Source organism: Streptomyces melanogenes (assembly GCF_014649795.1).
GTDB lineage: Bacteria > Actinomycetota > Actinomycetes > Streptomycetales > Streptomycetaceae > Streptomyces > Streptomyces noboritoensis.
On record NZ_BMTS01000016.1, the window covers coordinates 63,166 to 76,618 of the forward strand.

Genomic DNA, 13,453 nt, shown 5'->3' on the forward strand with positions numbered 1-13,453 from the left:
CGACGCCGTCTGTCCATAGCCCCCGTGGGCGAGCGTTGTCAGTGCCCGCAGGTAGATTCGATGGTGGGTATCGAGCCGCCCGCACGCGGCGGGTGCCCGACCGACCAACGACAGCAGGAGTGATTCGCGTGGATCGTGTCGCGCTGCGCGGCCTCAAGGCCCGCGGGCACCATGGCGTCTTCCCCCGGGAGCGCGAAGAGGGCCAGACCTTCATCGTGGACCTGGTGCTCGGCCTCGACACCCGCCCCGCGGCGGCCGACGACGACCTGGCGAAGACCGTGCACTACGGAGTGGTGGCCGAGGAAGTCGTGGACGTGGTCCAGGGCGAGCCGGTCGACCTGATCGAGACGCTGGCCGAGCGCATCGCCCAGCAGTGCCTGAAGCACGCGGGGGTCCAGCAGGTGGAGGTGTGCGTCCACAAGCCGGACGCGCCGATCACCGTCCCCTTCGACGACGTGACCATCACCATCACCCGGAGCCGAGTATGACTGTGTTCTCCCACGAGAGCCCGCAGAGCGACCCGACCGTGCAGCCGGTGCCCGCCTCCGTCGTCGAGCAGGTGGACGCGGCCGACGTCACCCTCTCCAACCCGAAGCGCGCCGTGATCTCCCTCGGCTCCAACCTCGGCAACCGCCTGGAGACGCTCCAGGGCGCGATCGACGCGCTGGAGGACACGCCGGGCCTGCGGGTCAAAGCGGTCTCCCCGGTGTACGAGACGGAGCCCTGGGGCGTCGCGCCCGGCTCCCAGCCGTCGTACTTCAACGCGGTCGTCGTCGTGAAGACGACCCTCCCCCCGACCTCCCTCCTGGAGCGCGGCCAGGCCATCGAAGAGGCCTTCGACCGGGTCCGCGAGGAGCGCTGGGGCCCGCGCACGATCGACGTCGACATCGTTGCCTACGCCGATCTCGTCCTGGACGACCCGGTCCTGACACTGCCCCACCCGCGCGCCCACGAGCGGGCGTTCGTCCTCGCCCCCTGGCACGACGTGGACCCGCAGGCCCAGCTCCCCGGCCGCGGTCCCGTCGCCGCGCTGCTCGACGCGATCGGCCGCGAAGGCGTGCTGCCGCGCCCCGACCTGGAACTCCGCCTGCCCGAGTAGTCGTTAGGCTGCTGACGGCGAGTAGGTTCCGACACGAAGGGCACTCTTCGGTGAAACAACTGAGGCTGGGCGTACTGGCGGGACTCTTCGCCGTCGCCGGAGTGCTCTCCTGGGCAGGGGCCCGGCTGTGGGACTCCCTGGGCACCCTGCCGAGCGTCCCGCTGGCCGCGCCGATCGTGCTGACCGTGATCGCGGTCATCCTCCTCGCCACGGCCCTGTCCATCCGCTCCCGGCTGCGCGCCCAGCGCGAGCGCCGCCCCGGCGCGAAGGGCGTGGAGCCCCTGATGGCGGCCCGCGCCGTGGTCTTCGGCCAGTCGAGCGCCCTGGTGGCCGCCCTGGTCTCGGGGATGTACGGCGGAACGGGCGTCTTCCTCCTCGACTCCCTGGACATCCCGGCCCGCCGCGACCAGGCGATCTACGCGGGCTTCTCGGTAGCGGCCGGCATCGCGGTCGTGGCGGCGGCGTTCTTCCTGGAACGCGTCTGCAAACTCCCGGACGACGAGGACGAGGGCACGGCGCCGGTGGCGTGAGGAGGCGCCTCCTGGCCCCGGTCACCACTCCTGGCGTACGAGGTGGCCGTTCACCGGGAAGGTGGGGTGCGGCTCCAGCCGGAAGTCGTAGAGCGTGAACGGCTTGTCGGGCACGGCGCGGAAGCGCACCTCGTGCACTTCGGCCCATGCCGACTCCGTCAGCTCCAGCGGGTGCCTCTCGGTGCGGAACGTGCCGCGTGCGGGCCAGCTGTCGGCCAGCACGAGGCGGGACACCTTGCCGTCGGTGCGGGGCGTGAAGCGTGCCCCCACGACCTTCGCGATCTCCGCGAGAAACGGCACGTTGGCACTGACGACGACCCGCGCGGGCCACCGCCGGACGCGGCAGCCGTCCCCGTCGACATAGCCGTCGAGAAATCCCTCGAACACCTCCCGTTCGCGCAGCACGACGCGCGGGAAGCTCTGGCGCAGGTGGTGCGCATCCCCGCCGACGTACTGGCGCAGCAGGTCCGCGAGGTACGACGAGACCACGCGCACCCGAAAGCCCGGCAGGTCTCTCCCCAAGTAGCCGGACGGCCGGGTGACGGGCTCCAGCCGTGCCGCCAGGCCGGTGGCGGCGGTGAGCGCTGCCGCGTACCGGGCGGCGAACTCCTCGTCGTTGACCACGAGCGAAACGTAGTTCTTGCCGACCGTTCCGTCCGCGCAGGTCGCTCCCAGGAAGTAGCCGAACTGACGCCCGGGCCGGATCGTCAGCCGTTCCCGGCGCCATTTGCGTGCCGGTGTCCACGCCAGCACGGTCCCCGCGGCATCCCGCGCGTGCACCCAGCCGTCGGGAGTCCCGAGCAGGGCATCAGGGGCCACGGAGAACGTCGTGTGGTCGGTCACGACATCCACGACCTCGCGCGCCTTGGCCGCGCTCACCTCCATCACAGAGGTCTGCACGCTGCACTTCCCGTCGAGCGTCCACAGACGGGCGCCCAAGGTGACGTCCCGCGCGCGTGCCCGTCCGCCGACCACGTTCACCGTCTGACGGCTCGGAACCCCGTACCCCATCGCAGTCCCCCCGGATCAACGATCGACTTCCCCTGATCCGGGACCGTACCGGGCGCCACTGACAAACCGGTCTACCGCGCCAGTATCAGACTCATCGCCTCGGCCCGGGTCGACGCTTCCCGCAGTTGCCCGCGGACCGCCGACGTCGTGGTCTTCGCGCCCGGCTTGCGGATGCCACGCACCGACATGCACATGTGCTCGGCTTCGATCACGACGATGGCGCCCCGCGCCTCCAGAATGCGCATCAGGGAGTCCGCGATCTGCGTGGTCAGGCGCTCCTGGACCTGCGGACGGCGGGCGTACACGTCCACCAGCCGGGCCAGCTTCGACAGGCCGGTGATCTTGCCCGACTCAGCCGGGATGTAGCCGACGTGGGCCACTCCGTGGAACGGCAGCAGATGATGCTCGCACAAAGATACGATTTCAATGTCCTTTACCAGGACCATCTCGTCGTGCCCCAAGTCGAACGTCGTCGTCAGGACGTCCTCGGGCTCCTGCCGCAGCCCGGCCAGGATCTCCCGGTACGCCCGAGCGACCCGCCCCGGCGTCTCCCGCAGCCCTTCCCGGTCCGGGTCCTCGCCGACCGCGATGAGGAGCTCGCGCACGGCGGCCTCGGCGCGCTTCTCGTCGAATTCGCCGATGGGGCCCTCGCCGTCCAGCGTCACCGGGTCGGTCATCTGTGCCTCGTTCCTCGTTCGTGTGCACGGGCGCACGACAGCGCCGCGCCCCCACAGGCTAAAACCTGGGGGGCGCGGAGTGCATTCCGGGTCCGAGGAGCCGGGGGTCAGCTCTCGGGGCGGTCTTCCACGCCCGGGAGCTGCTCGGTCGGGACCGAGTCGGTCGGGGCCGCGCCGTTGGCGGTCGAGGCGCCGTTGGTCAGGGCGAGCTCCCTGGGCGACAGGACCGGGGGGCGGGTCGACGGCGTGCGCCGCGACGAGCCCGTCCAGGCCGGACGCGCGGGGCGCCGGACGATGGGGGCGAAGATCTCGGCGATCTGCTCCTTGCCCAGCGTCTCCTTCTCCAGCAGCTGGAGGACCAGGTTGTCGAGGACGTCGCGGTTCTCGACGAGGATCTCCCAGGCCTCGTTGTGCGCCGTCTCGATGAGCTTCTTGACCTCTTCGTCGACGAGCGCCGCGACCTCTTCCGAGTAGTCGCGCTGGTGCGCCATCTCACGGCCCAGGAACGGCTCCGTGTTGTCGCCGCCGAACTTGATCGCGCCGAGCCGCTCGGTCATGCCGTACTGCGTGACCATCGCGCGGGCGGTGGCCGTGGCCTTCTCGATGTCGTTCGCCGCGCCCGTGGTCGGGTCGTGGAAGACGAGCTCCTCGGCCGCGCGCCCGCCCAGCATGTAGGCGAGCTGGTCGAGCATCTCGTTGCGCGTGGTCGAGTACTTGTCCTCGTCCGGCAGGACCATCGTGTAGCCGAGGGCCCGGCCGCGCGACAGGATCGTGATCTTGTGGACCGGGTCCGAGTTCGGGGAAGCGGCCGCGACCAGGGCGTGTCCGCCCTCGTGGTACGCGGTGATCTTCTTCTCCTTGTCGGACATGATCCGGGTCCGCTTCTGCGGGCCCGCCACGACGCGGTCGATCGCCTCGTCCAGCATGTTGTTGTCGATCAGCTTCTGGTTGCTGCGCGCCGTGAGGAGCGCCGCTTCGTTCAGCACGTTCGACAGGTCGGCGCCGGTGAAGCCGGGGGTGCGCCGGGCGACGGCCGAGAGGTCGACGTCCGGGGCGACCGGCTTGCCCTTCTGGTGGACCTTGAGGATCTCCAGACGGCCCTGCATGTCCGGGCGGTCGACCGCGATCTGGCGGTCGAAGCGGCCGGGGCGCAGGAGGGCCGGGTCGAGGATGTCGGGCCGGTTGGTGGCGGCGATCAGGATGACGCCGCCCTTCACGTCGAAGCCGTCCATCTCGACGAGCAGCTGGTTGAGCGTCTGCTCGCGCTCGTCGTGGCCGCCGCCGAGGCCCGCGCCGCGGTGCCGTCCGACGGCGTCGATCTCGTCGACGAAGACGATCGCCGGGGCGTTCGCCTTGGCCTGCTCGAAGAGGTCACGCACACGCGAGGCGCCGACACCGACGAACATCTCGACGAAGTCGGAGCCGGAGATCGAGTAGAAGGGGACGCCGGCCTCGCCCGCGACGGCGCGCGCGAGGAGGGTCTTGCCGGTGCCGGGCGGGCCGTACAGCAGCACGCCCTTGGGGATCTTGGCGCCGACGGCCTGGAACTTCGCCGGCTCCTGGAGGAACTCCTTGATCTCGTGGAGCTCCTCGACGGCCTCGTCCGCCCCGGCCACGTCGGCGAACGTCGTCTTCGGGGTGTCCTTGGTGATGAGCTTGGCCTTGGACTTCCCGAAGTTCATGACCCGGGAGCCGCCGCCCTGCATCTGGTTCATCAGGAACAGGAAGACGACGACGATGAGGACGAAGGGGAGCAGCGAGAGCAGGATCCCCACGATCGGGTTCTGCTTCGAGGGGGAGACCGTGTAGCCCTTGGTCAGGTCTCCGCTGTCGAACTTGCCCTGCAGCTTGTTGGCCAGGTTGGTGCCCTGGGCGTCGCCGATGTAGCTCGCCTGGATCTTGTTGGCGCCCTTGACCTTCTGGCCGTCCTTGAGGTCGACCTTGATGACCGACTCGTCGCCGGTCGTGATCTTGGCTTCGTCTACCTGGTTCTTGTCGATCGCCTGGACGACCTCGGAGGTGTCCACCGTCTTGTAGCCGCCCGACGAGCCGACGACTTGCATCAACACGACCACGGCGAGGACGGCCAGCACGATCCACATGACCGGCCCACGGAAGTATCGCTTCACGTCCATCCATACGGAGCGAGAACGCCCCGTCCCTCCTGCCCGTAGGTAAATGCTGCTGTGAGTAAAGACTGTTCTTCGGACGGTACCCCAGCATTGTCACCCGCGGCCGCAAGGGACGGCTGGCAAACCCGCCTTCCCAAGCTCCAACGCGGGAAGGGGGCTCTGGGTTCCCGACCGGGTTCCCGGCTCAGCCGCCGTAGACGTGCGGAGCCAGCGTCCCGACAAAGGGGAGATTGCGGTACTTCTCGGCGTAGTCGAGGCCGTAGCCGACGACGAATTCATTCGGAATGTCGAATCCGATCCACTTCACGTCGATCGCGACCTTTGCGGCATCCGGCTTACGGAGCAGCGTGCAGACCTCGAGAGAGGCGGGCTCGCGGGATCCGAGGTTGGAGAGCAGCCACGACAGCGTGAGGCCCGAGTCGATGATGTCCTCGACGATCAGGACGTGCTTGCCCTTGATGTCGGTGTCGAGGTCCTTGAGGATGCGGACGACGCCGGAGGACTGGGTGCCCGCGCCGTAGGAGGAGACGGCCATCCAGTCCATGGTGACCGGGGTGGACAGCGCGCGCGCCAGGTCCGCCATGACCATCACGGCACCCTTGAGGACGCCGACGATCAGGAGGTCCTTGCCCGCGTACTCCGCGTCGATCTTCGCGGCCAGCTCGGCCAGCTTGGCGTCGATCTCTTCCTTGGTGATGAGCACCGACTGGAGGTCGGTGCCCATGTCCTTCTCGTTCACCCGGGCCACTTTCGTTGTACGTACGTGAGCTCAGCTCTGCCGGATGACCAGTCTGCCACCCTGCCGCCGTGCCTCGACGCGCCCGGGGAGGTTGATGGCCCGCTGGCCGCGCCAGCTCGTGATGAGCCGGTCGACCTCCTCGACGTGGCGGGCGAAGAGCGAGCCGGCGGGGGAACCGGCGTGGATGAGGGCCTTGCGCAGCACCCGGCGGCGGACCGCGGCGGGCAGCGCGTAGAGCTTTCCGCACAGCAGCTCGCCGGCGTCGTCCCGGACGGACGGGTCGGCGTCGGCGGCCCAGGCGTCCAGGGCGTCTGCGTCGTCGCGGGAGAGCTCAGCGGTGCGCGCAAGGGCCTCCACTACGCCCTTGCCGAGGGCCTTCTCCAGGGCGGGCAGGCCTTCGTGGCGCAGCCGGGAGCGGGTGTAGGCGGGGTCGGCGTTGTGCGGGTCGTCCCAGACGGGCAGCGACTGGACCAGGCAGGCCTTGCGGGCGGTGTGCCGGTCGATCTGGAGGAAGGGGCGGCGGTAGCGGCCGTGGGCGCCGGAGACGGCGGCCATGCCGGACAGGGAGCGGGTGCCGGAGCCGCGGGCGAGGCCGAGCAGAACCGTCTCGGCCTGGTCGTCGCGGGTGTGGCCGAGCAGGATCGCGGCGGCGCCGTGGCGCTCGGCGGCGGCGTCCAGGGCGGCGTAGCGGGCGTCCCGGGCGGCGGCTTCGGGGCCGCCCTCGCGGCCCACCTTCACGGCGACGGCCTCGACCGGGTCGAGCCCCATCGCGGTGAGCCGGGCGGCGACCTCGGCGGCGCGCTGGTCGGAGCCGGGCTGGAGGCCGTGGTCGACGGTGACGGCGCCGGCGCGGACGGAGAGCTTGCGGGATTCGAAGGCGAGGGCGGAGGCGAGCGCCATGGAGTCGGCGCCGCCCGAGCAGGCGACGAGGACCAGGGGGCCGCTGTCGTCGCCCTCGCGCGCGTGGTCGCGGGGGGAGGTGTCGGGGGGTGGGGTGCGGCCGTCGCTGAGGACGAGCGCGTCGTGCAGTACGTCGTGGAGTACGCGGCGGACCGCCAGGCGTATCGCCGCGACCGCAGGATGGGGACCCATGTCCGGTGCCCTTCGGTGAAGTTGGGGGGTGCCTCGGGACGAGGGAAAAGATCGGTCACACAGAGTGCGTAGATGGTGACAGAACCGAGCCGATACCCGAGCATTGCACGCCTACCCATGCCCTACGGTCCCTCGGATGGGTGATCCTGCGCATTTCCGGGGGACACCTGTGGGCCCCGGGTACGTGGGTGCGGTCGGCGCTCGCCGGATCAGCCCTCCGTCCTGCGGTGCACCCGCGCGACCCAGTCCGCCGGTTTGGCGATCTCCGACTTGGTGGGGAGCGTGTTGGGCGAGGTCCAGACCCGGTTGAAGCCGTCCATGCCGACCTGGTCGACGACGGCCCGTACGAACCGCTCGCCGTCGCGGTACTGGCGCAGTTTCGCGTCCAGTCCGAGCAGCCTGCGCAGGGCCTGGTCGAGGCGGGAGGCGCCCTTGGCGCGGCGCTGCTGGAACTTCTCGCGGATCTCGGCCACCGAGGGCACGACCTGCGGCCCCACCCCGTCCATCACGAAGTCCGCGTGGCCTTCGAGCAGCGACATCACGGCGGTGAGGCGGCCGAGGATCTCGCGCTGGGCGGGGGTCTGCACCAGCTCGACCAGGGAGCGGCCGCTCTCGCCCTCCTCGCCCTCGGGGCGGCTTCCGGTGAGCGACTGGGCGGCCTCGCGCAGCCGCTCGAGGACGGTCATCGGGTCGACGTCGGTCTCGCCGAGGAATGACTGGATTTCGCCTTCGAGGTGGTCGCGCAGCCAGGGCACGCCGGTGAACTGGGTGCGGTGGGTCTCCTCGTGCAGGCACACCCAGAGCCGGAAGTCGTGCGGGTGGACGTCGAGCTCGCGCTCCACGTGGACGATGTTGGGGGCGACCAGGAGGAGGCGGCCGCCGCCGTTCTCCCCGGCCGGGAGCTCGCGGGTGGCGGGCGCGAACGTCTCGTACTGCCCGAGGACCCGCGAGGACAGGAAGCTGAGCAGCATGCCCAGCTCCACGCCGGTGACCTTGCCGCCGACCGCGCCGAGCACGGCGCCGCCCGGGCTGCTGCCCCGGCGCTCCTGCATCTTGTCGAGCAGCGGCTTCAGCACTTCCCGGAAGCCGGCCACGTTGGCCTTGACCCAGCCCGCGCGGTCGACCACGAGGACGGGGGTGTCGGCGGGCCGCACGCTGTCCGGGATCATCCGGGTGAAGGCCCGTACGTGTTCCTCGGAGGCCTTGGCGTGCCGGCGCAGCTCGGCGACGACGGCGCGCGCCTCGTCCCGGCTCACGTCGGGGCCCGGCCTCACCAGTCGGGTCGCGGTCGCCACCGCGAGGTTCCAGTCGACCATCCCAGCAGAAGCAGCACCACCGATGCCTGTCATGCGTCAACCGTACGTTGTCCCCTCCTCCAGGGGAGGAGGGTTGAAGCCGAGGGCTTACGGGGCGGGGGCGGCATGGCAGCCGCAGCGGGCCAGTTGGTCGGCGAGCCTGTCGAGGGCGCGCTGGGCCGGGTCGGGGCCGGGGGTGTCGGCGGCGAGGAAGGCGAAGGTGAGCAGGTGGCCGTCGGCGTCCACGACGGTGCCCGCGAGCGCGTTGACGCCGGAGAGGGTGCCGGTCTTGGCGCGGACCAGGCCGGTGGCCGAGGAGGTGGCCCCGTAGCGGGCGCGCAGGGTGCCGGTGAACCCGGCGACCGGCAGACCGGTGAGGACCGGGCGCAGCTCCGGGTGGGCGGGGTCGGCGGCGCGGGCGAGCAGCAGGGTCAGCAGTTGGGCGCTGACCCGGTTCTCGCGGCTGAGGCCGCTGCCGTCGGCGAACCGGGCGGTGGCGGCCTGCGGCAGGCCGAGTGCGGCGAGCCGGGCGGCGACGGCCTTGGCGGCCCCGCCGAAGTCGGCGGGGATCCGGGCCGCGAGGGCGGTCTGGCGGGCCAGCGCCTCGGCGAGGTCGTTGTCGCTGTTGGTCAGCATCCGCTCGACCAGCTCCGAGAGCGGCGCGGAGAGGGTGCGGGCGAGCTCGGTGGCGCCCTGCGGGGCCTTGCCGGGCGCGGGCGGGGCCGTGAGGGTGATGCCGCGTTCACGCAGCAGGGAGGCGAACATACGGGCGGTGTCGCCCGCCGGGTCCCCGGTGCGCGGGGCGGGCCCGCTGGAGCTGCCTCCCCCAGAGCCGAAAGCCTGGGAGGTGCCCCCGGTACGGCCCTCGTCGGTCATCAGGGCGACGACGGGCGCGATGTTCTCGTTCGGGCCGATGGGGTGCAGCTCGGGCCCGCTGTAGCGGGAGAGGTCGTAGGAGAGGGCCGCGTCGGTGAAGCCCCGGGTGCGCAGGGCGCGGGCGGTGGCGTCGGCGAGCGCGCGCAGACCGTCCTTGCCGAGGGTGGGGTCGCCGCCGCCGACGAGGGTGAGCAAGTTGCCGGTGGCGGGGGCGACGACCGTGGTGGGGATGCGGTGGTCGGGGCCGAGCGCCGACAGGGCGGCGACCGCGGTGGCGATCTTGACGGTGGAGGCGGGCGTCATGGCGGTGTCCGCGCGCTGCCCGTAGAGCTGCTTGCCGGTGGCCGTGTCGTACACCGCGGCGGCCGGCTGCGGGCCGAGGCCGGGCGCCGCGAGCAGGGGGCCGAGGACCTGGTCGAGCGCGGTGTCCGCGGGGGCGTTCGCGGGGGCGCTCAGCGCGGCGAGCACGCCCCTCGCGCTGGGCGCGGGCGCCGGTGCGGGGGGCGCGCCCAGGTGATGTGCGCCACCTGTTTGACGAGCGGCCGCCGCCTTGTCGCGCTCGGCCGTACGCTGACCCGAGTCCCAGGGACCGGCCGTGGCCACCGCTCCGGCCGCCACCGCCAGGCCTACCGCAGCCGCACCCGCCATGAGCTGCCATGTCTTGGGTCCCGGCACCGAGGACCAGCCCCTTTCGCGATCACACACCTGCGTGAGGGACACTTAATCACCAGAACTGCGTCTTGCCGCGAACATGGCACTCCGGGTCAGCACCGGCGGCCCGTCCGGCTGAACGTCCCGGGCCCGGCCCGGGGGCGCAGCAACCGTCCCATGCATGTGCTGATCACTGAGGAGAGCCACCCGTGGAGTTCGACGTCACCATCGAGATCCCGAAGGGTTCGCGGAACAAGTACGAGGTGGACCACGAGACCGGCCGGATCCGCCTGGACCGTCGGCTCTTCACCTCGACCAGCTACCCGGCGGACTACGGCTTCGTCGAGAACACCCTCGGCGAGGACGGCGACCCGCTGGACGCGCTGGTCATCCTGGACGAGCCGACCTTCCCGGGCTGCCTGATCCGCTGCCGCGCCATCGGCATGTTCCGCATGACCGACGAGGCGGGCGGCGACGACAAGCTGCTCTGCGTGCCGGCGTCCGACCCGCGCGTCGAGCACCTGCGCGACATCCACCACGTGTCGGAGTTCGACCGCCTGGAGATCCAGCACTTCTTCGAGGTCTACAAGGACCTGGAGCCCGGCAAGTCCGTCGAGGGCGCCAACTGGGTCGGCCGCGCCGAGGCCGAGGAAGAGATCAAGGCCTCCTACAAGCGCCTCGAGGCGCAGGGCGGCGCGCACTGACGCGTCTCTCACCCGTACGACGACGGGCGGTGCACCTTCCGGGGTGCGCCGCCCGTTGTCGTACGACTTGATGATCGCCCACATACTGGGCACACGCATGCGTACGGAAGGGACCGGAGGGAGGTAAGGGGTGGCTGAGCAGCAGGTGCCGGAGGAGCGCAAGCCGCCCTCGGACGAGGCGCGCAGCGCCTTCGCGGCTCCCGACGGGGTGGAGCAGCCCGGGCCCCCCGAGGAGGACGCGCCGACCTCCGAGTTCGCGCTGCCGGCCGGGGTGCCGGAGCCCGAGCCGGTCGTCGAGCAGCCCGTCTCCGCCTTCGCGCCGCCCCTCACCTACTCGGCCCGCGAGGCCCCGCCCGCGATGGTCACCACCGCCGGGCTGCCGCTGGTGCGGCTCTCCAAGGACGCGCCCTGGCAGGACCGGATGCGCACCATGCTGCGGATGCCGGTGGGCGAGCGGCCGGTGCCGGAGACAGCCCCCAAGGCCGACGAGGCCGGGCCCGCCGTGCCGCGCGTGCTCGACCTGACGCTGCGTATCGGCGAGCTGCTGCTGGCGGGCGGCGAGGGCGCGGAGGACGTCGAGGCGGCGATGTTCGCGATCTGCCGCAGCTACGGCCTGGACCGCTGCGAGCCGACGGTGACCTTCACCCTGCTCTCCATCACCCACCAGCCGTCGCTGGTGGACGACCCGGTCACGGCGAACCGGACGGTACGCCGCCGGGGCACCGACTACACGCGTCTGGCGGCCGTCCACCGGCTCGTCACGGACATGACCAGCCCCGACCACGACGTCACCCTCGAAGAGGCCTACCGCCGCCTCGCCGAGATCCGCCGCAACCGGCACCCGTACCCCGGCTGGGTCCTCACCACGGCCGCGGGCGGGCTCGCCGGGGCGGCCTCCGTGCTGGTGGGGGGCGGCGTCACGGTGTTCCTGGTGGCCGCGGCCGGCGCGATCCTCGGCGACCGGCTGGCCTGGCTCTGCGCGGCGCGCGGGCTGCCCGAGTTCTACCAGTTCGTGGTGGCGGCGATGCCGCCGGCGGCGATGGGTGTGGCGCTCAGCCTGCTCGGCTGGGACCTGCGGCCCTCGGCGGTGATCACCGGTGGGCTGTTCGCCCTGATCCCGGGGCGGGCGCTGGTGGCCGCCGTCCAGGACGGCCTGACCGGCTTCTACATCACCGCCTCGGCCCGCCTGCTCGAAGTCACGTACTTCTTCGTGGCGATCGTGATCGGCGTCCTCACCGTGCTGTACGGGGGACTCCAGGTCGACGCCAAGCTCAACCCGGAAGGGGCGCTGAGCCCCATCGAGCGCCCGATCGTGCAGACCCTGGCCTCGATGGCGCTGTGTCTGACCTTCGCCGTCCTGCTCCAGCAGGAACGTTCCACCGTGTGGATCGCGACGGTGAACGGCGGGATCGCCTGGGTGATCTACGCGTCGATCGCGGTCACCGCGAAGGGCTCGCCGATCATGGCGACGGCGGTGGCGGCGGGGCTGGTCGGCCTGTTCGGGCAGTTGGTCGCACGCTACCGCAACACCTCGGCGCTGCCGTACGTGACGGCGGCGATCGGGCCGCTGCTGCCCGGCTCCGCCACGTACTTCGGCGTGCTCGCGATCGCCCAGAACCACCGGGACCAGGGCCTCGCCAACATCGCCAAGGCGGCGGCGCTGGCGATGGCCATCGCGATCGGGGTGAACCTCGGGAGCGAGATGTCCCGGATGTTCCTCAAGGCGCCGGGAGCCGCCCGTAAGGCGGCGAAGCGGACCCGAGGGTTCTGAGGTTTGTCTGCGGGCCGGTGGGGGGCTGGTCGCGCCCACGCGGCGGAGTCGCACAATGACACAGCCCCGCGCCCCTTTGGGGGCGCGCCCGTACGCGAGGCTCAGCGCTTTGCGTGGCGCCTGCGCTGAGGGGTGGGAGAACCCGACGGCCCGGACGCCCCCGGACCCGCCTTCTTCGACTTGGAGCGGGCCCGTAGGAACTCGATCGCGATCGGGACCACCGAGACCAGCACGATCGCGACCAGCATCAGCTCGATGTTCTTGTGCACGAACTCGACGTTGCCGAGCGCCGCGCCGAGCAGCGTGACGCCCGCGCCCCACAGCGTGCCGCCGATCACGTTGTACGTGATGAAGGAGCGGTAGTTCATCCGGCTCACGCCCGCGATGATCGGCGTGAACGTCCGCACGATCGGCACGAACCGGGCCAGCACCAGCGACTTCGGGCCGTACTTCTCGAAGAACTCGTGGGCCTTCTCCACGTTCTCCTGCTTGAAGAGCTTGGAGTCCGGCCGGTTGAAGAGCGAGGGTCCGACCTTGCGGCCGAACAGGTAGCCCACCTGGTCGCCCACGACGGCCGCGGCCACGACCAGCAGGCAGACCAGCCACAGCGGGTGGTCGATCTTGCCGCTGGTGACCAGCAGACCGGTGGTGAACAGCAGCGAGTCGCCCGGCAGGAAGAAGCCGATGAGCAGGCCGGACTCGGCGAAGACGATCACCAGCAGACCGGCCAGGCCGAACGACGACAGCAGCTGGTCGGGGTCCAGCCAGCTCGGACCGAGTGCGAGGTTGGTCACGGGTTCCGGGCTCCTGGGTCAGGGGTCTGGGCGGGGGGCGCGCGTAAGCGCGCGTTGACGGGGCCAAAGCTATCAACGCGTT

Annotated in this window: 13 protein-coding genes; 5 read left to right on the forward strand and 8 right to left on the reverse strand. The window is 71.3% G+C overall.

Annotation, left to right across the window (positions count from 1 at the left end):
* The first annotated feature begins 128 nt into the window (after positions 1-128).
* The 3 genes from folB to IE252_RS30105 are packed head-to-tail and all read left to right on the forward strand — an operon-like array spanning position 129 to position 1,629.
* Complete coding sequence (folB, locus tag IE252_RS30095) at positions 129-488, forward strand: dihydroneopterin aldolase (protein WP_101389407.1); 360 nt, start codon at positions 129-131, stop codon at positions 486-488.
* Entirely contained in the window at positions 485-1,099 is a 615-nt protein-coding gene (gene folK / locus IE252_RS30100) for a 2-amino-4-hydroxy-6-hydroxymethyldihydropteridine diphosphokinase (RefSeq protein ID WP_190092578.1), read from the forward strand. Before folB ends, folK begins: the two co-directional genes overlap by 4 nt.
* A gap of 50 nt (positions 1,100-1,149) precedes the next feature.
* Positions 1,150-1,629, forward strand: a complete 480-nt coding sequence (locus IE252_RS30105) for a DUF3180 domain-containing protein (RefSeq protein ID WP_190092579.1) — start codon at positions 1,150-1,152, stop codon at positions 1,627-1,629.
* 21 nt (positions 1,630-1,650) lie between these two features.
* Here IE252_RS30105 and IE252_RS30110 read toward each other — a convergent pair whose 3' ends face one another.
* From IE252_RS30110 to dacB, 7 genes are all read right to left on the reverse strand, one after another.
* Positions 1,651-2,640 carry a hypothetical protein gene (locus IE252_RS30110; protein ID WP_229848864.1) on the reverse strand — a complete coding sequence of 330 codons (990 nt, stop codon included), beginning with the start codon at positions 2,638-2,640 and terminating at the stop codon, positions 1,651-1,653.
* 71 nt (positions 2,641-2,711) lie between these two features.
* On the reverse strand, positions 2,712-3,317 hold the full coding sequence (gene folE / locus IE252_RS30115) for a GTP cyclohydrolase I FolE (protein WP_190092580.1): 606 nt from the start codon (positions 3,315-3,317) through the stop codon (positions 2,712-2,714).
* Positions 3,318-3,424: 107 nt separating this feature from the next.
* Positions 3,425-5,452: an ATP-dependent zinc metalloprotease FtsH gene (ftsH, locus tag IE252_RS30120; RefSeq protein WP_190092581.1), complete on the reverse strand. Its 2,028-nt coding sequence runs from the start codon at positions 5,450-5,452 to the stop codon at positions 3,425-3,427.
* A gap of 181 nt (positions 5,453-5,633) precedes the next feature.
* On the reverse strand, positions 5,634-6,173 hold the full coding sequence (gene hpt, locus IE252_RS30125) for a hypoxanthine phosphoribosyltransferase (protein WP_067161225.1): 540 nt from the start codon (positions 6,171-6,173) through the stop codon (positions 5,634-5,636).
* A 45-nt stretch (positions 6,174-6,218) separates the two neighbouring features.
* Positions 6,219-7,280 (reverse strand): tRNA lysidine(34) synthetase TilS, encoded by a 1,062-nt coding sequence (gene tilS / locus IE252_RS30130; RefSeq protein ID WP_190092582.1) that lies wholly within the window; start codon positions 7,278-7,280, stop codon positions 6,219-6,221.
* Positions 7,281-7,489: 209 nt separating this feature from the next.
* Positions 7,490-8,629, reverse strand: a complete 1,140-nt coding sequence (locus IE252_RS30135; protein WP_190092583.1) for an Rv3626c family coenzyme F420 biosynthesis-associated protein — start codon at positions 8,627-8,629, stop codon at positions 7,490-7,492.
* A 54-nt stretch (positions 8,630-8,683) separates the two neighbouring features.
* Positions 8,684-10,099 carry a D-alanyl-D-alanine carboxypeptidase/D-alanyl-D-alanine endopeptidase gene (gene dacB, locus IE252_RS30140; RefSeq protein ID WP_190092656.1) on the reverse strand — a complete coding sequence of 472 codons (1,416 nt, stop codon included), beginning with the start codon at positions 10,097-10,099 and terminating at the stop codon, positions 8,684-8,686.
* 212 nt (positions 10,100-10,311) lie between these two features.
* On the opposite strand from dacB, the gene IE252_RS30145 reads away from it, so the two are divergent.
* Together IE252_RS30145 and IE252_RS30150 are read left to right on the forward strand one after the other, a co-directional pair.
* The gene (locus IE252_RS30145) at positions 10,312-10,806 is read left to right on the forward strand and encodes an inorganic diphosphatase (RefSeq protein ID WP_101389400.1); all 495 of its coding nucleotides are present in this window, start codon (positions 10,312-10,314) and stop codon (positions 10,804-10,806) included.
* 130 nt (positions 10,807-10,936) lie between these two features.
* Positions 10,937-12,577, forward strand: coding sequence for a threonine/serine exporter family protein (locus IE252_RS30150; protein ID WP_190092584.1), 1,641 nt, complete (start codon positions 10,937-10,939; stop codon positions 12,575-12,577).
* A 101-nt stretch (positions 12,578-12,678) separates the two neighbouring features.
* Here the strand turns inward: IE252_RS30150 and IE252_RS30155 are convergent, their stop codons facing one another.
* Positions 12,679-13,371 (reverse strand): DedA family protein, encoded by a 693-nt coding sequence (locus tag IE252_RS30155; RefSeq protein WP_190092585.1) that lies wholly within the window; start codon positions 13,369-13,371, stop codon positions 12,679-12,681.
* Between the last annotated feature and the right edge of the window lie 82 nt (positions 13,372-13,453).